The following is a 22,075-nucleotide window of genomic DNA, read 5'->3' on the forward strand; positions in this document are numbered from 1 at the left end:
GCCAGCAAAAAGGGCGGGAGGCGTCCGGGCTGCCGCCGTCGTACGCCTCCCGCCCCTCATGCCGTACCGGCTCAGCCGCCGACGGCGATCCGCTCCAGCGCCGCGCGCAGCGGCTCCCAGCCGCGCGAGCGGCTCAGGCCGAGGTTGCGGGCGCGGACCAGCGGGCGCCACAGGCCGGCGTCGAGGAGGACCTCCGGCGGGACCGCGCGGACCCGGTCGAGGACGGACTCGGGGACCTTCTGCGGGTCCGGCACGTCGTACTCGGCGATGATCTCGTCGTACTTCTGGGAGAGCACCCGGTTGCGCGGGTCGGCGCCGAAGACCACCAGTTGGCCGGTGGGCTGGGTGTCGACCAGGACGGTGACGAGGTCGGGCCGGTAGCGGTTGAGGATCTCGCCGACCTTGTAGACGTCGCCGGTCCAGGCGGTGGTGTGCCGCTCGCGGGCCGCCTCGTCGACGGTGCGCGGCAGCATGTCGTCCAGGACGATCACGCTCGACCAGTCGGCGTGCCGCTCGACGTTGACGAAGTCGCGCAGCGCGTACTCGAAGAGGTGCATGCCGTCGATGAAGGCGAGGTCGAGGGTGGTGCGCCGCCAGTGTCCGAGCGGATGGCGGCCGCGCCGCAGATTGCGCCAGGGGTGGCGGCCGCCCCTGAGGTGGGCGAGCGGGTCGGCGCGGGCGAAGAAGTCGTCGCTGGTGGCCCTGACCAGGTGGACGTCGCAGCGCAGCTCCGAGGTCACCTTGAAGGCGGGGTCCACGGCGATGCTGGGGACCCGGGACAGCCGCAGGCTGCGGCCGTCGTTGACCCCGATCTCCAGGTAGTTGCGGTTGGCGGTGGCCTTGTGCAGGGCGCGCAGGAAGTCGTGGCGTTTCACGCGGCTTCTCCTCGGGTCTCCTCGCGGATGAGGGGCAGTGCTTCGAGCAGGGCGGTGCGCCAGTCGCGGGGCGGCGGCAGGCCCGTCTCCCGCCAGCGGGCGTGGGCGAGGACGCTGTACGCCGGGCGGGGCGCGGGCCGCCGGAAGGCGTCGGAGGTGGTGGGGCGGATCCGGCCGGGGTCGGCGCCGATGCCGCGGAACACCTCGCGGGCCAGGTCGTACCAGGTGGCCTCGCCGGCGGCGGTGGCGTGGAAGACGCCGTGCGCGGTTCGCCCGACGTGCGGGCCGAGGTCGGCGAGGCGGGCGGCGACGTCGGCGCTCCAGGTGGGCTGGCCGCGCTGGTCGTCGACGACGTCGAGGGTGTCGCGGCGGGCTTCCAGGTCGAGCATGGTGCGGACGAAGCTGGTGCCGTGGACGCCGTAGAGCCAGGCGGTGCGCACCACGGCGGAGGCGTCCGGGAGTTCGGTGCGGACGGCCCGCTCGCCGGCGAGTTTGGTGCGGCCGTAGGCGGAGCGGGGCGCGGGCGGATGGTCCTCGGGGTAGGGGGCGGTGCGGGCGGCGCCGTCGAAGACGTAGTCGGTGGAGACGTGCAGCAGCCGGGCGCCGTGCTCGGCGCAGGCGCGGGCCAGCAGCCGGGGGCCCTCGCCGTTGACGGCCAGGGCGCGTGGCTCGTCGGTCTCGGCGTCGTCGACGGCGGTGTAGGCGGCGCAGTTGACGACCAGGTCGGGGCGGTGCGCGGCGAAGGCGTGCGCGACGGACTCGGGGCGGGTGACGTCGAGGGCGGCGCGGCCGAGTCCGGTCACGTCGGCGCCGCGGCGGGCCAGTTCGGCGACGGTGTCGCGGCCGAGCATGCCGCCGGCGCCGGTGACGAGCCAGCGGGTCATGGGCGCGCTCCCCGTTTGAGGGGTTCCCACCAGTCGCGGTGGTCCCGGTACCAGGCGACGGTGTCGGCGAGGCCGGCCGTGAAGTCGTGGCGGGGCCGGTAGCCGAGTTCGGTGCGGGCCTTGCTCCAGTCGACGCTGTAGCGCAGGTCGTGGCCCTTGCGGTCGGGGACGTGGTCGACCCGGTCCCAGCCGGCCCCGCAGGCGTCGAGGAGCAGTCCGGTCAGTTCGCGGTTGCTCAGTTCGGTGCCGCCGCCGATGTTGTAGACCTGCCCGGCGCGGCCCCGGGTGCGGACCAGGTCGAGGCCCTGGCAGTGGTCCTCGACGTGCAGCCAGTCGCGGACGTTGCGGCCGTCGCCGTAGAGCGGGACCCGCCCGCCGTCGAGGAGGTTGGTCACGAAGAGCGGGATCACCTTCTCGGGGAACTGGTGGGGCCCGTAGTTGTTGGAGCAGCGGGTGACGCGGACGTCCAGGCCGTGGGTGCGGTGGTGGGCGAGCGCGATGAGGTCGGAGGACGCCTTGGACGCGGAGTACGGCGAGTTGGGCGCGAGCGGACGGTCCTCGGTCCAGGAGCCGGTCTCGATGGAGCCGTAGACCTCGTCCGTCGACACGTGCACGAACGGCCCGACGCCGTGCCGCAGGGCGGCGTCCAGCAGGGTCTGGGTGCCGAGCACATTGGTGCGCACGAACGTGCCGGCGCCGTCGATGGAGCGGTCCACATGGGACTCGGCGGCGAAGTGCACGATCTGATCGGCGGCGGCGACCACCTTGTCCACGAGGTCGGCGTCGCAGACGTCCCCCTGCACGAACTCCAGCCGGGGATGCCCGATCGGCAGGTTGGTGAGCGTGCCCGCGTAGGTGAGCTTGTCCAGCACGGTGACGTCGAGGTCCCCGCCCTCGGCGAGCAGCCCGCGCACATAGGCGGACCCGATGAATCCGGCGGCCCCGGTGACGAGGAGGTTCATGTGTGGATCTGCACCTTGCTGTGGTCGCCCAGGACGAGGCAGTGGGCGCTGGGGACGCCGGGGGCGGGGGTGACCTCGACGTGGCGGCCGATGAGGGAGTTCTCGATGCGGCCGACGCCGTCGATGGAGGAGTCGCGCAGGACGATGGAGAACTCCAGCTCGCTGTCGGTGATGCGGCAGTTCTCGGCGACGGAGGTGAAGGGGCCGACGTAGGAGTCCCGGACCTCGGTGCCGGCGCCGATCACGACGGGGCCGACCAGCCGGGAGTTGACGACGGTCGCGCCGGCCTCGACGATCACCCGGCCGACGGTCTCGGAGGCGTCGTCCACACGGCCGTCGATCCGGCGGTCGAGGCTCTCCAGGACGGTCCGGTTGACCTCCAGCATGTCGACGACGTTGCCGGTGTCCTTCCAGTAGCCCTTGATGATCGTGGAGCGGACGTCGGCGCCCTGGTCGATCAGGTGCTGGATGGCGTGGGTGATCTCCAGCTCGCCGCGGAAGGAGGGCCGTACGGCGCGGACGGCCTCGTGGATCGCGGGGGTGAAGAGGTAGACGCCGACGAGCGCGAGGTCGCTCTTGGGCGTGCGGGGCTTCTCCTCCAGGCCCACGACCTGTCCGGCGGCGTCGAGTTCGGCGACGCCGAAGGCGCGGGGGTCGGGGACGCGGGTGAGCAGGATCTGGGCGTCGGGGCGGGTGCGGCGGAACTCGTCGACGAGGTCCGTGATGCCACCGACGATGAAGTTGTCGCCGAGGTACATCACGAAGTCGTCGTCGCCGAGCCAGTCGCGGGCGATCAGGACGGCGTGCGCGAGGCCGAGGGGCCGTTCCTGGGGGATGTAGGTGATGTCCAGGCCGAAGCGGGAGCCGTCGCCGACGGCTTCGCGGATCTCGTCGGCCGTGTCGCCGACGATCACCCCGACCTCGGTGACGCCCGCGGCGGCGATGGATTCGAGGCCGTAGAAGAGGACGGCCTTGTTGGCGACAGGGACGAGCTGTTTGGCCGAGGTGTGGGTGATCGGCCTCAGCCGGGTCCCGGCACCACCGGACAGCACGAGAGCCTTCATCTGCCTCACCCTAGCCCTGGATGTCCGGATCGGATCGCTCATTCATCGGTTCGCCCGATTGTCGCCTGATTGTCGGAAAGCGGCGAGTCCTGCCGCGTTCTCAGTACGCGAGCTGGAGTTCGCACCACACCTGCTTGCCGCCGCTGACCGGGACCGTGCCCCAGGCGTCGGACATCGCCTCCACGAGCAGGATGCCGCGCCCGCCGGTGGACTCCCAGCCCAGATGGGTGGGTTTGACGGGCGTGCGCGGGGAGGTGTCGGTGACGGCGATCCGCAGCCGCCGGTGAATCAGGGTGAGGTCCAGCCTGACCCGGCCGTCGGTGTGCACGAGCGCGTTGGTGACCAGCTCGGAGACGACCAGCAGCGCGGTGTCCATCGCCTCCGCGGGCACCCCCCAGGCCCGCAGGGAGCGCTTGGTGAAACGGCGGGCGTGCCGGGCCGCCTCGGGCACCCGCCACACCGTCCAGCCCTCCCGCAGCGGCCGGACGGCCATACCGTCGTAGCGCATCAGGAGCAGCGCCACGTCGTCGCCGCGGTGGGCGTTGCCGAGCAGCGCGTCGGCGACGAGGCCCAGGTGGGCGGGGTCGGAGACGGACAGTTCGTGGGCGAGCCGGTCCAGGCCGGTGTCGATGTCCAGTTCGGCGGACTCCACCAGCCCGTCGGTGGTCAGCGCGATCACCGTGCCGGGCAGCAGCCGCAGCGGGGTCATCGGGAACTCGGCCCGGTCCAGCACGCCCAGCGGGGGGCCGCCGTCGGCCTCGGCGATGTCGGTTGCGCCGTCCGGGTGGCGCAGCACGGGCGGCGGGTGTCCGGCGCGCACGCACCAGGCGGTGCCGGCCTCCATGTCGACGTCGACGTAGCAGCAGGTGGCGAAGAGGTCGGTCTCCAGCTCCATGAGGAGCCGGTTGGCGTGGGCGACGACCACGTCCGGCGGATGGCCCTCGGCGGCGTAGGCGCGCAGCGCGGTGCGCATCTGGCCCATCAGGGTGGCGGCGCCCGCGCTGTGCCCCTGGACGTCCCCGATGACCAGGGCCACATGGTGGTCGGGCAGCGGGATGACGTCGTACCAGTCGCCGCCGACCTCCAGGCCCGCGGTGGCCGGCAGGTAGCGGGCCACGGCGACCCCGCCGGGCAGCTTGGGCAGCCGGCGCGGCAGGAGCTGGCGCTGGAGCATGGCGACGAGTTCGTGCTCGGCGTCGAAGGCGTGGGCACGTGTCAGCGCCTGTCCGGCGAGTCCGGCGGACGCGGTGAGCAGGGCGCGTTCGTCGGGGCCGAAGTCGTGCGGGGTGTCCCAGCCGATCAGACAGGCGCCGGCCATCCGGCCCACGCCGGGCAGCGGCAGCACGGCGAGCCCGCCGGGGCCGACCTCGGCGAGGGCGGGCTCCAGGTCGGCGGAGCCGGCCGGCCAGATCCGGGCCCGGCCGTCGCGCAGCGCGCCGGCGAGGGTGGGCATGGCGCGCACGGGCGCGTCGGGCCACTCGGTGCGCCACTCCGACTGCCACAGCTCGGGCCAGGACTCCGGGGCGGGCGGGTCGAGGACGGTGACGACGAGCTGGTCGTTCTCCAGCTCGGCCAGTGCGATCCGGTCGGCGCGCAGCGGTTTGCGCAGCGCGGCGACGACGGCCTGTCCGACGTCACGGACGGTGCCGGCGGTGGCGAGCGCGGCGGCCAGCTTCTGCACCCGGGCGACGTCGGTGACCTCGGGGCGCAGGGCGGAGGCGTCGGCGACGGTGCCGGCCAGCCGGACCGGGCGGCCCTCCCCGCCGGGCAGCAGCCGGCCGCGCAGCCGCAGCCAGCGGGGCGGGCCGTCGGGCCGCAGCACCCGGAACTCCAGCTCGCGTTCGCCGATCGACATGTGGCCGGCCTCGACCACCGACATCAGGGACGGCAGGTCCTCGGGGACGGTGAGCCCGAGCAGGGTCTCCACCCGCCCGTCGAACGCCTCCCGCTCCAGCCCGAACAGATCGAGGAGGTCGTCGCCGACCTCCACCCGGCCGGAGTCCATGGCGAGGGAGAAGGCGTTGCCGTGCGGTGTCCCGCTGTCGGCCGCGCCGGGCCCGGCGGGGGGTCCCGCGGTCCGGGCGAGGGCCTCCGCGACGAGCGTGAGGGCGGTGCGGTCGTCGGGGCCGAAGCCGGCGGGGCGCTCCCCCAGGGCGAGCAGACAGCCGCCGGTTCCGGGCACGGGCAGGACGGCGAGATGGACGTCCTGTACGGGCATCCGCCGCGCGTCGGGGAAGCCTGCCAGTTCGGCGGGGCCCAGCCACAGGGGGTGTCCGGTGCGGTGCGCTTCGGCGAGCGGGGAGAGGCCGTCGACGGGGTAGCCCTCGCGCAGCCCGTACAGGGTGCGCGGCACGCCGGCCGACTCGGCGAGGCAGAGGGTCCGTCCGTCGTCGCCTTGCAGGTATACGGCGGCGAGGGCGGCGCCCGAGAAGACCAGTGCCTGTTCGAGGACGCGGCGCGTCCGCTCGGGGGTGGCGGAGGCGGCGGTGACGGTCTTCAGGGCGATCTCGGCGCGCGGCGGTGCGGAATCGCTCCGCGTCGCACCTGTATCCGCATCGACCACGTCCGTCATTACAGCGCGGTTGGCGAGGTGACGCAGCCCCTGTGACGTCGCTTCGCGGGGACGGACCGGGGTTTGTACGGGTCGCGGCCGGGTGCGGGTCCGGTGGGGGCCGGTCGCGCAGTTCCCCGCGCCCCTGGGGGGTTGGGGTGGGCGCCGGTGAGGAGGGGCCGTGCGGTCGGAAGCGGGTGCGGGTCCGTGGGGGCTGGTCGCGCAGTTCCCCGCGCCCCTTCCGGGCGCGATCCTCGTGTTCTTCAGGTGCGCGGTGGGCGTGTAGGGGGCAGATTTGGGTTCGGGGGTCGTGCGGCCTGGTGAGGAGGTGGTCGCCGTGGTCGATGCGCGGGACGCGGCCGCCGCCGTTCGGCCACCGATCCGGGAGCCGCTGCTGTCGTTGGCGCTGACCGCGATGATGGACGCCGTCGGGGCGCACTCGGGTGCCGTGTATCTGCGGCCCGGTGACGAGCCGCTGCTGGAGATGGCGGTGATGGCGGGGCTGCCCCGGTCGTTCGCGGCGCCCTGGGAGCGGGTGGGGCTGAGCGCGCCGATCCCGGTGGCGGACGCGGTGCGCGAGCGGCGGCTGGTGTGGGTGGGCGGGCAGGAGGAGATGGCCCGGCGCTATCCGCGGATCGCGGTCGTGCTGCCGTATCCCTTCGCGCTCGCCGCCGTACCGCTGGCGACGGCCGAACGGGTGTACGGCGCCGTCTTCGTGACCTGGCCCGGCTCGCGCCCGCCGGAGCTGACCGAGCGGGAGCGCCGGGAGCTGACCTCGGCCTGCGACCGGCTCGCGGCGCGGCTGGAGCGGGCGGCGCAGGAGAACCGGACCGTGCGCGCCGAGTCCGATCTGCTGGACGCGGGGTCGGTGGGCGGTGCCGCCCGCACCCTGGGCCCGGTGGAGGCGGCGCGGATGGTGGCCCGGCTGCCGTACGGGCTGTGCTCGCTGGATCTGGGCGGACGGGTGGGGTTCGTCAACGCGGCCGCGGCGGAGATGCTCGGCGTCCCGGCCACCAAGCTGCTCGGCACCCAGTTGTGGGCGTCGGTGCCCTGGCTGAACGACCCGTCCTACGAGGAGCGCTACCGGGCAGCGCTGATCAGCCAGGACGCGGTGTCGTTCGTGGCGCTGCGGCCGCCCTCGGACTGGCTGTCGTTCCGGCTGTATCCGAGCATCACCGGGATCAGTGTGCGGATCTCCCGGGCCCGGGCGGTGACGGAGAACAGACCGTCGGGCCCGCGGTCGGGGGACGCGCCGACCCGGCTGGTGTCGATGTCGCAGGCGCTGAGCCTGGCGGGGGCGCTCACGGAGACGGTGAGCGTGCAGGACGTGGTGGGGCTGGTCGCGGACGAGATCGCGCCGGCCGTGGGCAGCCAGGCGCTGGCGCTGCTGGGGGCGCGGGCCGGGCGGCTGCACGTGCTGGGGCATCACGGGTATCCCGATCCGCGGGTGGTGCGGCGGTTCGACGGGATGCCGTTGTCCTCGCAGACGCCGGGCGCGCACACCGTCGTCCACGGGGTGCCCGCGTTCTTCGAGTCACGACGGCAGCTCGAACATCTGTACCCGGCCCGGCAGGAGAGCCCCGACGGGTTCGCGTCCTGGGCGTTCCTGCCGCTGATCGCCTCCGGCCGCCCGGTGGGCGCCTGTGTGCTGGCGTACGCCACCCCGCATCTGTTCTCCACCCATGAGCGGGCGGTGCTCACCAGCCTGGCGGGCCTGATCGCGCAGGCGCTGGACCGTGCCCTGCTCTACGACGCCAAGCACCAGCTCGCGCACGGGCTCCAGGCGGCCCTGCTGCCGCCCTCGCTGCCCGCACTGCCCGGCATCGAGGCGACGGCCCGCTATCTGCCGGCCACCCGGGGCATGGAGATCGGCGGCGACTTCTACGACCTGGTGCCCTCCCGTCCGCTGCCCGCCGCGGTGATCGGGGACGTGCAGGGGCACAATGTGACGGCGGCCGGGCTGATGGGGCAGATCCGTACCGCCGTGCGCGCGTACACGACGGTCGGGCAGGAGCCGGGGGAGGTCATGCGCAGCACCAACCGGCTGCTGATCGACCTGGGCTCGGACCGGTTCGCCAGTTGTCTGTATCTGCGCCTGGATCCGGAGCGGCACCGGGCGGTCATGGCCCGCGCGGGTCATCCGCCGCCGCTGCTGCGCCGGGCGGACGGCCGGGTGCGGGTCCTGGACCTGGCGGGCGGGCCGCCGCTGGGCATCGTGCCGACGGCCACCTATCCGACGACGGAGGTGGACCTGTCGCCGGGCAGTGTCCTCGCCCTCTACACCGACGGGCTGATCGAGTCGCCGGGGGTGGACATCGAGGAGGCGATCGCCGAACTGGGGCGGCGGCTCGGCGAGGCCGGGGACCGTCCGCTGGAGGAGGTGGCCGACGAGCTGGTGGGCCACTACGCGACGGCCGAGGAGCGCATCGACGACGTGGCGCTGCTGTTGCTGCGGGCGGCGGGAGAAGCGGTGGGAGAACCGGTGGGAGAAGACGGCTGACCGCAGACGGAAGTCCGGCCCTCCCGCCGGAGGGCCGGACCGTCACTGGGTGTCCGGGTCAGTGCCCGCCCGTACCGGCGCCGTTGCCGCCGCGTGCCTTGCCGTGGCCGCCGCCGTTGCCGCCCGCGTCACCGGCCTGCTGGTCGTCCGCACCGGCCTGGTCGTCGGCGCCGGCCTCCTGGCCCGCGCCCGCCTCCTGGCCCGCGCCGGCCTCTTCACCGGCACCGGCGCCCTGGTCCGCGCCCGCACCTGCTCCGGCCTCCTCGCCGCCGACCTGGTCGTCGGCACCGAGGCCGCCGCCCGCGCCACCGTCGCCGAGGGTCGCGCCGACCGCCTGGAGGGCGGTGGTCACCGGCTGGAAGAACGTCTCGCCGCCCACGGTGCAGTCACCGCTGCCGCCGGAGGTCAGACCGATCGCCAGACCGTCCTGGGTGAACAGGGAGCCGCCGCTGTCGCCGGGCTCGGCGCACACGTTGGTCTGGATGAGTCCGGTGACCGTGCCCTCGGGGTAGTTCACGGTGGCGTCGAGGCCGAGCACCTGGCCGTCGGACAGCCCGGTGGTGCTGCCCATCCGGAAGACCTGGGTGCCCACGGTCGCGTCGGCGGCCCCGCTGATCTGCACCGTCTGCTGGCCGAGGTTGACCTCGCTGGGCGCCTGGGTGTTGGGGTCGTCGTACTTCACGAGTGCGAAGTCGCCGTCGCCGGGGAAGGTCGCCTGGTCGACGGTGGCGATCGGCGCGCCGTTCTGCGCGTCGGACCACTGCTCGGCCGCGACGCCGCAGTGACCGGCCGTCAGGAAGGCCGGGGAGCCGTCGCCCGCGGTCACGTTGAAGCCGAGGGAACAGCGCGCCCCGCCGGCGAAGATGGCGTCGCCGCCGGAGGCGAAGGTCTTGAAGGTGCCGGCCGACTTCTTGATGGTCGCCACGCCCGAGCCGAGGCTCTGGACGGTGGACTCCAGGCGGTCCCACTTGCCGCCGGTGACCGTGGAGTCGGCGGTGACCAGGATCTGGTTCGTGCGCGGATCGACGGCCCACGAGGTGCCGGGTATGGTCGCGCGGGCCTTGAGGGTCTGGGCCGCGGTCTTCAGCTCGGCCGTGCTGTTCTCGACCTCACGGACCTTGGCGCCGGCCTTCTGGGCCTGCACGATGACGTTGTTCTTGTCGCCGGAGACGTCGATCACGTTGACCACGAGCTGCTGCTGCGCGGCGTCGTAGTACGAACCGGCGAAGGCGTCGCCGAGCAGTTCCTGGAGCCGGGAGGCGAGATCCGAGGCGTCGCCCGCCTTGAGGGTCTTCACCGCGGTGGTGTCGCCCGAGCCGTCCTGCGAGGCATTGGCGTGGGGAAGCAGGAATGCCGCCGCTCCGAGCGCCGCCACACCGCCGACCGCGATCACGGCCTTGCGCTTCGAAACTCGCTTGTGACTCAAAAAACTCGACCTCCTGGGGGGCGGGGTCCGGCTGCCGGCGTTCGGCAGCCCCGTCGTACAGCGGCGCCTGGTTGGCCATAGGTACGCGGGGGGCGGGTGATGCGTTCATCGCGATTGCCAACTTCCTTTGCGGGTCCGGGAATCCGCCGGTTCGACCGGGGTGTGTCCGGGTGGTGACGGTCCGTCGACATCTGCGAGCGGAATCCCGGCTTCAGGGAATCTGCACATGGATTGCCCAAGCGGGTCACGGGGCGCGGCGGTTCTGCACAACCGGGGGGGTGTCCCGAGGGCCGGCGGGCCGGGAGTGTCCGATTCGCGGCCCCGCTCCCCGCACCGGTGCCGGCCGTTACCGGCAAAGCTGTGGAGAAGTGGCCGACATCGGGTGCGCGCGTCTGCACGGTTTCCCGCGTCTGTGCCGCAAGTGCCCAGGTGAGGAGGGTGCGCGGGTGGCTGCGCGCGCCGCGGACCTGCTTTGATCCATCGCACCGCGGGAAGCCGGGGGCGTCCGGGAACGGGCGCTCAGGGCCCGCGGTTCGCGGCCGTCTGTCCCCAGAGGGGGCCGCTCCCCCCTTGTAGAGATTTCCATGTGAAGGGAAGTTCCCCATGACCTCCATCCCCCAGGTCGAGACCGCCGAGATCGCCGACGCCGAGCTGGACAACGTCTCCGGCGGTCTGTCCCTCAACGCCCTGGGTGCCGTCACCGGCCTGGTGGACGGCGTCGCCCCGGTCTCCGGCCTGGTCGACACGGCCGTCGGCACGGTCGAGGGCGTCACCGGCCTGAGCACCGCCCCGGTCACCAACCTGGTCGCCGGTCTCTGACCGCACCCGTGTGACCTTCCGGGTCCCGGAGCCGGTGTCCGGCTCCGGGACCCGTCGGCGTGCCCCTTCCCATCGCCCCACCCGTTCCCATCGCCCCATCCGTTCCCTTCGCCCCATCCCCGAGAGAAGCCCGTGCAGTTCCGCCAACAGGCCCTCGCCAGACTCCAGTCGCCGGAGGAGCTCGACCTTCCGGTGCGTTTCGCACGCCCGCAGGGCTGGCTGGTGCTGTCCGTGACGGTGGTCGTCATGGCGGCCGCGTCCGTATGGGCGGTGACCGGTTCGGTCTCCTCCACGGTGGACGCGCCGGCCGTCCTCACCCACGGCGAGGGCAGCTACATCCTCCAGAGCCCGGCGGCCGGCCAGGTCACCGCCGTCCTCGCGAAGGAGGGCGAACGACTGCCCGCGAACGCGCCCGTGCTGAAGGTGCGCACGGCCGACGGCGAGACGGTGGTCCGCACGGTCGCCTCCGGCCGGATCACGGCACTGGCCGCCACCCTCGGCCAGATCATCTCCACCGGCGCGAACGTCGCCGCCGTGGAGAAGGTCGCCGACGCCGACGACCCGCTGTACGCCACGGTGTACGTGCCGGCGCAGCACGCCGCGTCGGTGGCGGAGGGCGCGGCGGTCGACCTGACCGTGCAGACCGTGCCGTCGCAGGAGTACGGCGTGCTGCGCGGCCATGTGAAGTCGGTGGACCGCACCGCCCAGTCGGCGCAGCGGATCGCCGCGTTCCTCGGCGACAGCGGGCTCGGCGAGCAGTTCACGAAGGACGGCCGGCCGGTGGCCGTCCTGGTCCGCCTCGATCCCTCGCCGTCGACGAAGAGCGGCTACCGCTGGTCCTCGAAGGACGGGCCGCCCCACCGGCTGACCTCCATGACCCTGGCCTCCGGTGCGATCCGGGTGGCCGCGCAGCGCCCGGTCGACTGGCTGCTGCCATGACCACCGACCGACAGGACCGCCGCAGCCGTCCCGCCCGAGGCGACCGACGCGGCCGGCGCCGGGCCGCGCCGCCCCGCCGCACGGCCGTCCCCCGGAGCCGGGTGAAGACGGTCCGGACGCCCACCGTGCTCCAGATGGAGGCCGTCGAGTGCGGCGCGGCCTCGCTCGCCATGGTCCTCGCCCACTACGGCCGGCACGTCCCGCTGGAGGAGCTGCGCATCGCGTGCGGTGTCTCGCGGGACGGCTCTCGCGCCGGCAACCTCCTGAAGGCCGCGCGCGGTTACGGGCTGACGGCCAAGGGCATGCAGATGGACCTGGCCGCGCTCGCCGCGGTGAAGTCGCCCGCGATCCTGTTCTGGGAGTTCAACCACTACGTCGTCTACGACGGGATGGGCCGCCGCTTCGGACGCCGCGGGGTGTTCGTCAACGACCCCGGCAAGGGGCGGCGGTTCGTGCCGATGGAGGACTTCGACGGCAGCTTCACCGGGGTGGTCCTGGTGCTGGAACCCGGTGAGGGTTTCGAGCGCGGCGGCCGCCGCCCCGGGGTGCTGGGCGCGCTGCCGGCCCGGCTGCGCGGCACCGCGGGCACCCTGCCGGCCGCCGTGCTGGCGAGTCTGCTGCTGGTCGTGGTGGGCGCCGCGGTGCCGGCGCTGAGCCGGACCTGGATCGACACGTATCTGATCGGTGGTCAGACCTCGCTGCTGGGCACGCTGTTCGCGGCGATGGGCGCCTGCGTCCTGCTGTCCCTGGTGCTGACCTGGCTCCAGCAGGCCAATCTGCACCACGGCCGGATCGTCTCCTCGACGCTCTCCAGCGCCCGCTTCCTGCGGCATCTGCTGCGGCTGCCGGTGACCTTCTTCTCCCAGCGCAGCCCCGCCGATCTGGTCCAGCGTCTCCAGTCCAACGACGCGGTGGCCGAGACCCTGGCCCGGGATCTGGCGGCGGCGGGCGTGGACGCGGTCGTCGTCGTCCTGTACGCGGTGCTCCTCTACACCTACGACCCCCAACTGACGTTCGTGGGCGTCGGGGTGGCGCTGCTGAACGTGGTCGCCATGCGGGTCGTCGTACGGATGCGGGCGACGCGCACGGCGAAGCTGCGGGCCGACTCGGCGCGGCTCACCAACACGGCTTATACCGGGCTCCAGTTGATCGAGACGATGAAGGCGACCGGCGGTGAGGACGCCTACTTCCGCAAGTGGGCGGGGCAGCACGCGACGACGCTGGAGGAGCAGCAGCGGCTCGGGGTGCCGAGCGCCTGGCTGGGGGTGGTGGCGCCGACGCTGGCCTCGCTCAACAGCGCGCTGATCCTGTGGATCGGCGGGGTGCGGGCGATCGAGGGCGGTATCTCGGTGGGTCTGCTGGTCGCGTTCCAGGCGCTGGTCACCCGGTTCACGGCGCCGCTGACCCGGCTGAACGGGGTGGCGGGGCGGATCCAGGACTTCGCGGCGGACGTGGCGCGGCTGAAGGACGTGGAGAACTTCCGCGCCGATCCGCTCTACGACCGCCCGGCAGGTGCCGACGGCTCGACGCGCCGGCTGCGCGGTCTGGTGGAGCTGGTGGACGTCACGTTCGGGTACAGCCCGCTGGACAAGCCGCTGCTGTCCGGTTTCGACCTGACGGTCGGTCCGGGGCAGCAGGTGGCGCTGGTGGGCGGCTCGGGCAGCGGCAAGTCGACCGTGTCACGGCTGATCTCGGGCCTGTACGCGCCCTGGGAGGGGGTGATCCGGATCGACGGGCGGCGGCTGGACGACATTCCGCGCGGGGCGCTGGCCGCCTCCGTCTCCTTCGTCGACCAGGAGGTGTTCCTCTTCGAGGGCACGGTCCGCGACAACGTGGCGCTGTGGGATCCGTCCGTGCCGGACGAGGCGGTCGTGGCCGCGCTGCGCGACGCGGCCCTGTACGACGTGGTGACGCGGCGTCCGGGCGGGATCCACAGCCGGGTCGAGCAGGACGGGCGGAACTTCTCCGGCGGCCAGCGCCAGCGGCTGGAGATCGCGCGGGCGCTGGTGCGCCGGCCGAGCATCCTGGTGCTGGACGAGGTGACGAGCGCGCTGGACGCGGAGACGGAACGGGTCGTCATGGACAACCTGCGGCGGCGCGGCTGCGCCTGTGTGGTGATCGCGCACCGGCTGAGCACGGTCCGCGACAGCGACGAGATCGTCGTCCTCCAGCACGGCACGGTGGTCGAACGCGGGCGGCACGACGACCTCGTGGCGCGCGGCGGGGCGTACGCGGCGCTGGTCGGGGAGCGGTGAGATGACCGGCGTACGGCAGCAGGGCGACCAGGTGCTCGCCGCGCTCGGGCAGTCGGGCGTGCGCGTCGACTGCGCGGGCCTCGCCCGGCTCGATCTGGCGGGCCCCCAGGTGCTGTGGCTGGTGGTGTCCGGGGCGCTGGACCTGTTCGCGGTGGACGTCGCCGAGCAGGGGCACTGGCATCATCTGGGCCGGCTGGAGGCGGGCGCCCTGCTGCTCGGCCCGGTCGCCGGCGCCCGGCACACACTGGTGGCCCGCCCGTCCCGCGACTGCGTGGTGCACCGCATCGGCCTGCGCGAGCTGTACCGGCAGGCGGACACCGGGACATGGGGCGGCCAGGACATGTACGAGGCGTACGACGCTCATGGCGCACCGCAGCACGTCCCGCCGGTGTCGAGCCCGCTGGAGTACGCGCTCGCGCTCGGTGTGGGCCGCGCCCTGTCCGTGCTGTTCCAGGCGCCGACGGCCACCGGCGAGGGCGGCGCGGCGGAGCTGACCGACGACGACGTGTTCTGGATGCCGGTGCCGCCGGGCAGCGTGCGGTACGGGTCGCTGTACGGTCCGGAGGCGGCCGCCGATCTGCTGATGGACCCGGCGGTGTGGCAGAGCATGGTCGACCAGCAGTACCGGCTGCTGACCACGCTGGACCGGTGGATCGAGCAGATCGAGCGGACCCACGAGACACGGACCGCCGCCGGGATCGAGGCCGGTGAGGCGGTCCGGGCCCGGGCCGACCGCACGCTCCTCGCGTCCATCGGCCGCACGGCGGGGCCGCGTTCCGGCCGGACGACCGCCGCCGACGCGGACGCCACGTTCGCCGCGTGCCGGCTGGCGGCGCGGGCGGCCGGGATCGCCCTCGTCGAGCCGGCCCGCGGCGGGGCGGACGGCGACCGGCCGGACGACCGGCTGGACCCGGTCGAGCGGATCGCCGTGGCCTCCCGGGTCCGCACCCGGGCGGTGCGGCTCGACGGACGCTGGTGGCGCGACGACGTGGGTCCGCTGGTCGGCCACCGGGTCCTCTCCGGGACGCCGGTCGCACTGCTGTGGCGGCGCGGCGGCTATGTGTGCGTCCATCCGTCGACGGGGCGGGAGACGCCCGTCGAGAAGGCCAACGCGGCGGAGTTCGAGCCGCGGGCCGTCATGTTCTACCGGCCGCTGCCCGAGCGGCGGCTCGGTCCGCTCGGGCTGCTGCGGTTCAGTGTGCGGGGCACCGGCGGTGACCTGGCCCATCTGCTGCTGAGCGGTCTGGTGACGGTGGCGATCGGGGCGCTGGTGCCGGTCGCCACCGGAAAGGTGCTCGGCGAGTACGTGCCGAGAGCCCAGGAGGGGCTGATCGCGCAGGTGTGCGTGGCGGTGCTGGTCGGCGCGCTGGTGGCGGCGGTGTTCACGCTGCTCCAGAATCTGACGATCCTGCGTCTGGAGGGGCGGATCGAGGCGACCCTGCAACCGGCCGTGTGGGACCGGCTGCTGAGACTGCCGACGGCCTTCTTCGCCGAGCGCTCGACGGGCGAACTGGCGAGCGCGGCCATGGGGATCAGTGCGATCCGGCGGCTCCTCGCGGGCCTCGGTCCCTCGGTGGCGCAGTCGGTGACGGTCGGTGCGATGAACCTGGGGCTGCTGCTCTGGTACAGCGTGCCGCTGGCGCTGGCCGCGGTGGGGATGCTGGTCGTCGTGGCGGCCGTGTTCCTGGGGCTCGGGCTGTGGCAGGTGCGCTGGCAGCGGCGGCTGGTGGTGCTCTCCAACAAGCTGAACAACCAGGCGTTCCAGACCCTGCGCGGGCTGCCGAAGCTGCGGGTGGCGGCCGCCGAGAACTACGCCTACGCGGCCTGGGCCGAGGAGTTCGCGCGCAGCCGGGAGCTCCAGCAGCGGCTGGGCCGGATCAAGAACCTCAGCACGGTGCTGGGCGCGGTCCATCTGCCGCTGTGCTCGCTGCTGATGTTCATGCTGCTGTCCGGTCCGGCGCGGGGCGCGCTGTCGGCGGCGGACTTCCTCACCTTCCACACGTCGGTGACGATGCTGCTGACCGCGGTCACCTCGCTGACCGGTGCGTTCGTGGCGGCGGTGGCGGCGCTGCCGCTGTTCGAGGAGATCCGGCCGGTCCTGGAGGCGGCGCCCGAGGTGCGCGCGGCGAGCACCCGCCCGGGTCCGCTGTCGGGTGCGCTGGAGGCCCGCCGGCTGTCGTTCCGCTACTCCGACGACGGACCGCTCGTCCTGGACGACGTCTCCTTCGCGGTGCGGCCGGGCGAGTTCACGGCCGTCGTCGGCCCGAGCGGCTGCGGCAAGTCGACCCTGCTCCGACTGCTGATCGGCTTCGACCGCCCCGCGTCGGGCAGTGTGCTCTACGACGGCCAGGACCTGGCCGCGCTGGACCTGGCGGCGGTGCGCCGGCAGTGCGGGGTGGTGCTCCAGCACGCCCAGCCGTTCACCGGCTCGATCATGGACGTGATCTCCGGGACGGGTTCGTATCCGCCGGAGGAGGTGATGGCGGCCGCCGAACTGGCGGGGCTCGCACGGGACATCGAGCGGATGCCGATGGGACTGCACACGATCGTCGCCGGCAGCGGTTCGGTCTCCGGGGGCCAGCGTCAGCGGCTGATGATCGCGCAGGCGCTGATCCGCCGGCCGCGCATCCTGTTCCTCGACGAGGCGACCAGCGCGCTGGACAACGACACCCAGCGCACGGTCATCGAGAGCACCCGCAAGCTGAACGCCACCCGCGTCGTCATCGCGCACCGGCTGTCCACGGTCATGGACGCCGACCGGGTGATCGTCATGGAGAACGGCAGAATCGTCGAACAGGGCCCCCCGGCCGCACTGCTCGCCGACCCGGACGGGCGGCTGCGGGAGCTGGTGCGGCGGCAGTTGGCGTGACGGAGGCGGCGGTCGACGTGCGGGCCGCGGACGCGAGAAGGCCGCCGTCCGGGGTGGACGGCGGCTCTTCCCGCGACCGGGGAGGGAAGCCTCCGCCGGCGGGAGGCACGACGCCCGGGGAGAGGCGTCGGGACCCGGCGGGTTCCCCGGTGCCCGGGACGAAATGACCCCAGGGGCCGGACGGCGGCCCCACTCCGCCTCTTCCGGCCCCTGGGTACGAGATCGCGGTCGCCCCGTGTTCAGTGGCTCGCACTCCCCACGTCACGAGCCTGTCGCGGCGTCCACGGGGGGTACGCGATCCCGGTCTCAGAACGCGAAGAGCGTGCTCACGGCAGCGTTCTTCACGCATTCGTTGGCGAAGGTGCGCTCGAAGGAGACGCGCTTGCCCTGCCACACTCCGTCGACGGTGACGACGACGGGGTCGTACTGCTTGGTACACACCCTGCCGCTCGTGCTCCCCGCCAGCAGCTCCAGGTCGCCTCCCGCCGCGCGCAGTTCGGCACAGGCCAGGGCCGGTGCCGGGTGGGTGCCGGAGGCACCGGGCGCACAGTTCAGGGTGACGGCACGAGCCGCGTTGACGGTGGCGGCGCTCTCGCCGTGGCCCATGGTGAGCACCAGGGCCGACGGGGCGTAGAGCGAGGCCGGTGCTGCGGCCGGGGCGGCGAGCGCGGACCCGGTGAGGGGTCCGCAGACGGCGGCGGCCGTGAGGCCGAGAGTCGCTGCCCAGCGCGCGGTGTTCCGCATTGTGTGCATCCTTCCGCTCGATTCGGGGGGTGCCGGCCGATGCGATCGGCGTCGGATCCGGCGAGCGCCACTCTGCCGAGTCCGGCGCCGAAACTCACATCGACCCCACGCGTTTCAGTAACATTGCGTATTCAAACAGTGGCGTGAAGTCACAGAATTCGAACGTTCCAACGCCGAAAGCAAGGGCTTCCGGAGCCGCGAAGTCGGCCACTTGGCCGGTTTTCATAGCTTGCTTAATCGGCCTGAAACATTCCGCTCGGATCGCGATTCGCCCTGCGAACTTTGCTGCAACGCCACAACGCCGGGACGATTCATCCATCCGGGCCGCGAAAAATGGATGATCCGCCTGCTGGTCGAGGGCTTGTCATGACCCGTACGGTCGGCGGACCCCGTCCCCGGACGGCGTCCGCCCGCACCGCCCACCCGGCGGCGGCGCCGGCCGTCCGCGTTCCACCCGCGCCACCCCGCGCTCCACCGTCGAACACCCGCTGCTGGAGCCTGCCTTGACCGCACCTATCCCCTCCCCCGTCACGTCTCCCCCGGCCCTCACCGAGGTCGAGAGCCACGGCGTGGACCGCATCCCCGACGCCGAGCGCACCGCGACCCCGTTCGACCTGTTCCGGCTGGCCTTCGGCGGGGCGAACACCTTCTCCACCTGCGTCCTCGGGGCCTTCCCGATCCTCTTCGGCCTGTCCTTCTGGCAGGGCCTGGCCGCCACCCTCCTCGGGGTCGTCGTCGGCGCCCTGATCCTGTGTCCGATGGCGGTCTTCGGACCGGTCAACGGCACCAACAACGCCGTCTCCTCCTCCGCGCACCTGGGCGTGCACGGCCGGATCGTCGGCTCCTTCCTCTCCCTGCTGACCGCCGTCGCGTTCTTCTCCATCTCGGTGTGGAGCTCCGGAGACGCGCTGGTCGGCGGCGCCCACCGGCTCTTCGGCCTGCCGCGCGGCGACCTCACCTACGCCGTCGCCTACGCCCTGTTCGCCGCGCTGGTGCTCGCGGTCTGCGTCTACGGCTTCCGGTTCATGCTGTTCGTCAACAAGATCGCGGTGACCTCGGCGACCGTGCTGTTCCTGGTCGGCGCGATCGCGTTCGCCGGGGACTTCGACGCCTCCTACGCCGGCGTCTTCACCGACTCGGCGGACGCGGCGACCCGTTCACTGTTCTGGCCGTCGTTCATCGGCGCGGCCCTGATCGTGCTGTCCAACCCGGTGTCGTTCGGGGCGTTCCTCGGCGACTGGTCGCGCTACATCCCGGCCGACACCCCGCGCCGCCGGGTGATCGGCGCCGCGTTCCTCTCCCAGCTCGCGACGCTGCTGCCGTTCCTCTTCGGGCTGGGCACGGCGAGCATCATCGCCGCGCGGGCCCCCGAGTACGTCGACCCGGCCGCCCCCGACTTCGTGGGCGGGCTGCTCGCGATCTCGCCCGGCTGGTTCTTCCTGCCGGTGTGTCTGCTCGCCCTGATCGGCGGCATGTCCACCGGCACGACCTCGCTGTACGGCACGGGCCTCGACTTCTCCTCGGTGTTCCCCCGGCTGTCCCGGGTCCGGGCCACGGTGCTGGTCGGCGTGGTGTCGATCGGCTTCATCTTCGTCGGCCGGTTCGCCCTGGACCTCGTCCAGTCGATCTCCACCTTCGCCACCATGATCATCACGTGTACGACGCCCTGGATGGTCGTCATGATGCTGGGCTTCCTCTCCCGGCGCGGCTGGTACGACCCGGAGGCACTCCAGGTCTTCAACCGCCGTCAGCGGGGCGGGCGTTACTGGTTCGCGCACGGCTGGAACTGGCGCGGTATGACCGCCTGGTGGGTGTCGGCGCTGCTCGGGGTGCTGTTCACCAACATCCCGGGCCAGTTCGTGGGCCCGCTCGGCGATCTCGCGAACGGCGTCGACATCGGCCTGCCGCTGTCCCTGGCCGTCGCCGCCGTGCTCTACCTGGCCCTGCTGCGGCTCTTCCCCGAACCCCGCGCGGTGTACGGCCCCGAGGGCGCCCGGCTGGCCAGGACGGTGGACGTACCGGTACGGCCCATCACGGGACCAGGTGCGGAGGGCGAGGAGCGATCGGAGGAGGGGCCGGAGGAGGGGGCGTTGTCAGACCCCTCCTCCACGTTGCCCGCGTGACGCATTTCGTGCTGAGTGCCGGGCGCGTGGGCGTGGGACGAGGCGGCGGCCGAGCTGCACGCGCCGGGGACCACGCCCGTCCGGTCACCCTGAGCGGCCTCGCCGAGAAGCACGCGCTCCCGGCGGGGCCGCGCACCCATGCCGAGAACGTCGTCGCTGAGGTGGAGCGCCTCGGCGCGCGGGACGTGGTGCTGGTGGGCCACAGCTACTCCGACCATCCGGTCGGACAGGTGGCGGAGCGGATCGGGGACCGGGTGGGACGGGTGGCGTACGTCGACGCGAGCGTCCCCTTCGACGGGGAGGACTCCCTGTCGGGCCGGCCCGGCGACCCGGTCCGCGCCGCGATCGAGGAGCACGGCGGGCTGTGGCCGGTCCCGGCCGCGGAGGAGTTCGCGGGGCAGGGACTCACGGACGCGCACATCGCCCGGTTCCTGGCCAAGGGCACCCCGCACCCGGGCGCCACGCTCACCGCCGGCCGAACTGAAGGGCTCGCCGGGTGACGTGCCCGCCACGTACGTCAAGTGCCTCCTGGACAGGGACGTTCCGCCGCCCGCGGTGGCCGGCCCGGTCGAGGGCGGCCGGTGGGAGCTGGTGGAAGTGGACACCGGCCACTGGCCGATGTTCTCGCAGCCGCGCGTACCGGCCCGCGTCCTGCACGAGTCGGCCGCCGCGGACTGAGCCCTCGGACCGAGCCACCGGGCCGAGCCGCGGGCCGAGCCACCGGACGAAGTCCCCGGCCGGAGCCCCTGACCGGAGGCCCTGAACGGAGGCCCTGAACGGACCCCGCCCGCCCCTCCTCCACCCCCGCTACCGGCGGGTATCGTCGCCGTGCACGCGGGCTCGACGACGAGAGGCGGGACGGGCGGATGGCCAAGCACTGGGCGGACTTCCAGTACGAGATCTATCTGAACGGCATGACGGGCGCGGTCCCCCGGCTGCCCACCGATCTGACCCGGCTGGAGGAACTGACCGAGCGGCGGCTCGGGCCGGGTCCGGTCGGCTACGTGGCGGGCAGCGCGGGCGACGGCAGCACGGCCCGCGCCAACCGGCGGGCCCTGGAGCGCCGCCGGATCGTGCCGCGGATGCTGCGGGACGTGCACGAGCGGGACCTGTCGGTGGAGGTGCTGGGCCGGGCGCTGCCCGCCCCGCTGGCGCTGGCGCCGGTCGGGGTGCTGTCGATCATGCATCCGGAGGCGGAGCGGGCGGCCGCGCGGGCCGCCGCCGCGCAGGGCGTGCCGTTCGTCCTCTCCTCCGCCTCCAGCACCCCGATGGAGGAGGTGGCCGAGGCCATGGGGGACGCCGAGCGCTGGTTCCAGCTCTACTGGTCCAAGGACCGCGAGGTGACCCGGAGTTTCCTGGACCGGGCGCGGGCGAGCGGCTTCTCGGTGCTGGTGGTCACCCTGGACACCCCGCTCCTCGCATGGCGGCCGCGCGATCTCGACCAGGCGTATCTGCCGTTCCTGCACGGCGTCGGCACCGCCAACTACTTCTCCGACCCGGCGTTCCGGGCGGGTCTGGCCAAGCCGGTGCACGAGGATCCGAACGCCGCCGTGCTGCACTTCACGAGCCTGTTCGCGGACCCCGGGAAGACCTGGCCGGACCTGGCGTTCCTGCGCGAGCACTGGGACGGTCCGATCGTCCTGAAGGGCGTCCTGCACCCGGACGACGCCCGGCTGGCCGCCGACGCCGGGATGGACGGCGTGGTGGTGTCCAACCACGGCGGCCGGCAGGTGGCCGGTTCGGTCGCCGCCGCCGACGCGCTGCCCCGGGTGGCACAGGCGGTCGGCGACCGGCTGACCGTGCTGTTCGACAGCGGCATCCGCACCGGCGACGACGTGTTCAAGGCCCTCGCGCTGGGCGCCCGCGCCGTGCTGCTGGGCCGCCCGTACGTCTACGGCCTCGGTCTGGACGGACAGCCCGGCGTCGAGCACGTGATCCGCTGTCTGCTGGCCGAACTGGACCTCACCCTCGCCCTGTCCGGCCACGCGAGCCCGACGACGGTCGGACCGCACGACCTGGAGACAGCGGAAGGGTGACGGCGCCTCAAGCCGGGCGACCGGACCA

16 protein-coding genes are annotated in these 22,075 nt (G+C 73.3%); 9 read left to right on the forward strand and 7 right to left on the reverse strand.

The window, feature by feature from the left end:
- Positions 1 to 71: 71 nt before the first annotated feature.
- From G6W55_RS02495 to G6W55_RS02515, 5 genes are all read right to left on the reverse strand, one after another.
- Positions 72 to 875 carry a class I SAM-dependent methyltransferase gene (locus tag G6W55_RS02495; protein WP_175519077.1) on the reverse strand — a complete coding sequence of 268 codons (804 nt, stop codon included), beginning with the start codon at positions 873 to 875 and terminating at the stop codon, positions 72 to 74.
- Positions 872 to 1,759: a dTDP-4-dehydrorhamnose reductase gene (rfbD, locus tag G6W55_RS02500; protein ID WP_175519078.1), complete on the reverse strand. Its 888-nt coding sequence runs from the start codon at positions 1,757 to 1,759 to the stop codon at positions 872 to 874. Before rfbD ends, G6W55_RS02495 begins: the two co-directional genes overlap by 4 nt.
- The gene (rfbB, locus tag G6W55_RS02505; protein ID WP_175519079.1) at positions 1,756 to 2,721 is read right to left on the reverse strand and encodes a dTDP-glucose 4,6-dehydratase; all 966 of its coding nucleotides are present in this window, start codon (positions 2,719 to 2,721) and stop codon (positions 1,756 to 1,758) included. Before rfbB ends, rfbD begins: the two co-directional genes overlap by 4 nt.
- Positions 2,718 to 3,785, reverse strand: a complete 1,068-nt coding sequence (locus tag G6W55_RS02510; protein WP_175519080.1) for a glucose-1-phosphate thymidylyltransferase — start codon at positions 3,783 to 3,785, stop codon at positions 2,718 to 2,720. The genes rfbB and G6W55_RS02510 overlap by 4 nt, the downstream gene beginning before the upstream one ends.
- 100 nt (positions 3,786 to 3,885) lie before the next feature.
- Positions 3,886 to 6,357 (reverse strand): SpoIIE family protein phosphatase, encoded by a 2,472-nt coding sequence (locus tag G6W55_RS02515; protein ID WP_175519081.1) that lies wholly within the window; start codon positions 6,355 to 6,357, stop codon positions 3,886 to 3,888.
- 307 nt (positions 6,358 to 6,664) lie between these two features.
- Between G6W55_RS02515 and G6W55_RS02520 the strand changes: the two genes are divergently transcribed.
- The gene (locus G6W55_RS02520) at positions 6,665 to 8,836 is read left to right on the forward strand and encodes a SpoIIE family protein phosphatase (RefSeq protein ID WP_375372420.1); all 2,172 of its coding nucleotides are present in this window, start codon (positions 6,665 to 6,667) and stop codon (positions 8,834 to 8,836) included.
- 58 nt (positions 8,837 to 8,894) lie between these two features.
- Here the strand turns inward: G6W55_RS02520 and G6W55_RS02525 are convergent, their stop codons facing one another.
- A complete protein-coding gene (locus G6W55_RS02525) occupies positions 8,895 to 10,262 on the reverse strand; it encodes a S1 family peptidase (protein WP_175519083.1) in 1,368 nt (455 codons plus the stop codon).
- A 603-nt stretch (positions 10,263 to 10,865) separates the two neighbouring features.
- Here G6W55_RS02525 and G6W55_RS02530 point away from each other — a divergent pair.
- The 4 genes from G6W55_RS02530 (at position 10,866) to G6W55_RS02545 (ending at position 17,144) form a co-directional block, all read left to right on the forward strand.
- Positions 10,866 to 11,081 carry a hypothetical protein gene (locus tag G6W55_RS02530; protein WP_030795773.1) on the forward strand — a complete coding sequence of 72 codons (216 nt, stop codon included), beginning with the start codon at positions 10,866 to 10,868 and terminating at the stop codon, positions 11,079 to 11,081.
- Positions 11,082 to 11,213: 132 nt separating this feature from the next.
- Positions 11,214 to 12,020 carry an HlyD family efflux transporter periplasmic adaptor subunit gene (locus tag G6W55_RS02535; RefSeq protein WP_175519084.1) on the forward strand — a complete coding sequence of 269 codons (807 nt, stop codon included), beginning with the start codon at positions 11,214 to 11,216 and terminating at the stop codon, positions 12,018 to 12,020.
- Positions 12,017 to 14,275 (forward strand): NHLP family bacteriocin export ABC transporter peptidase/permease/ATPase subunit, encoded by a 2,259-nt coding sequence (locus G6W55_RS02540; protein WP_175519085.1) that lies wholly within the window; start codon positions 12,017 to 12,019, stop codon positions 14,273 to 14,275. The genes G6W55_RS02535 and G6W55_RS02540 overlap by 4 nt, the downstream gene beginning before the upstream one ends.
- A 1-nt stretch (position 14,276) precedes the next feature.
- Entirely contained in the window at positions 14,277 to 17,144 is a 2,868-nt protein-coding gene (locus G6W55_RS02545) for an NHLP bacteriocin export ABC transporter permease/ATPase subunit (RefSeq protein ID WP_175519086.1), read from the forward strand.
- A gap of 306 nt (positions 17,145 to 17,450) precedes the next feature.
- On the opposite strand, the gene G6W55_RS02550 is transcribed toward G6W55_RS02545, so the two are convergent.
- A complete protein-coding gene (locus tag G6W55_RS02550) occupies positions 17,451 to 17,888 on the reverse strand; it encodes a protease inhibitor (RefSeq protein ID WP_175519087.1) in 438 nt (145 codons plus the stop codon).
- A 503-nt stretch (positions 17,889 to 18,391) separates the two neighbouring features.
- On the opposite strand from G6W55_RS02550, the gene G6W55_RS02555 reads away from it, so the two are divergent.
- From G6W55_RS02555 to G6W55_RS02565, 4 genes are all read left to right on the forward strand, one after another.
- A complete protein-coding gene (locus tag G6W55_RS02555) occupies positions 18,392 to 20,011 on the forward strand; it encodes a cytosine permease (protein ID WP_175519088.1) in 1,620 nt (539 codons plus the stop codon).
- Positions 20,008 to 20,511 carry an alpha/beta hydrolase gene (locus G6W55_RS02560; RefSeq protein WP_309243608.1) on the forward strand — a complete coding sequence of 168 codons (504 nt, stop codon included), beginning with the start codon at positions 20,008 to 20,010 and terminating at the stop codon, positions 20,509 to 20,511. Before G6W55_RS02555 ends, G6W55_RS02560 begins: the two co-directional genes overlap by 4 nt.
- Before the next feature lies 1 nt (position 20,512).
- Positions 20,513 to 20,689, forward strand: coding sequence for a hypothetical protein (locus G6W55_RS39365; protein WP_309243609.1), 177 nt, complete (start codon positions 20,513 to 20,515; stop codon positions 20,687 to 20,689).
- Positions 20,690 to 20,877: 188 nt separating this feature from the next.
- Positions 20,878 to 22,047, forward strand: coding sequence for a lactate 2-monooxygenase (locus G6W55_RS02565; protein WP_175519089.1), 1,170 nt, complete (start codon positions 20,878 to 20,880; stop codon positions 22,045 to 22,047).
- The last annotated feature ends 28 nt before the right edge of the window (positions 22,048 to 22,075 follow it).

The organism is Streptomyces sp. CAI-85 (assembly GCF_013363615.1).
GTDB classification, from domain to species: domain Bacteria; phylum Actinomycetota; class Actinomycetes; order Streptomycetales; family Streptomycetaceae; genus Streptomyces; species Streptomyces antibioticus_B.

Bases quoted from the DNA above. Each gene is read 5' to 3' on its own strand.
- rfbD (WP_175519078.1), bottom strand. From the start codon at position 1,759: ATGACCCGCTGGCTCGTCACCGGCGCCGGCGGCATGCTCGGCCGCGAC.
- G6W55_RS02515 (WP_175519081.1), bottom strand. From the start codon at position 6,357: ATGACGGACGTGGTCGATGCGGATACAGGTGCGACGCGGAGCGATTCC.
- rfbB (WP_175519079.1), bottom strand. From the start codon at position 2,721: ATGAACCTCCTCGTCACCGGGGCCGCCGGATTCATCGGGTCCGCCTAT.
- G6W55_RS02530 (WP_030795773.1), top strand. From the start codon at position 10,866: ATGACCTCCATCCCCCAGGTCGAGACCGCCGAGATCGCCGACGCCGAG.
- G6W55_RS02510 (WP_175519080.1), bottom strand. From the start codon at position 3,785: ATGAAGGCTCTCGTGCTGTCCGGTGGTGCCGGGACCCGGCTGAGGCCG.
- G6W55_RS02540 (WP_175519085.1), top strand. From the start codon at position 12,017: ATGACCACCGACCGACAGGACCGCCGCAGCCGTCCCGCCCGAGGCGAC.
- G6W55_RS02565 (WP_175519089.1), top strand. From the start codon at position 20,878: ATGGCCAAGCACTGGGCGGACTTCCAGTACGAGATCTATCTGAACGGC.
- G6W55_RS02550 (WP_175519087.1), bottom strand. From the start codon at position 17,888: ATGCGGAACACCGCGCGCTGGGCAGCGACTCTCGGCCTCACGGCCGCC.
- G6W55_RS02545 (WP_175519086.1), top strand. From the start codon at position 14,277: ATGACCGGCGTACGGCAGCAGGGCGACCAGGTGCTCGCCGCGCTCGGG.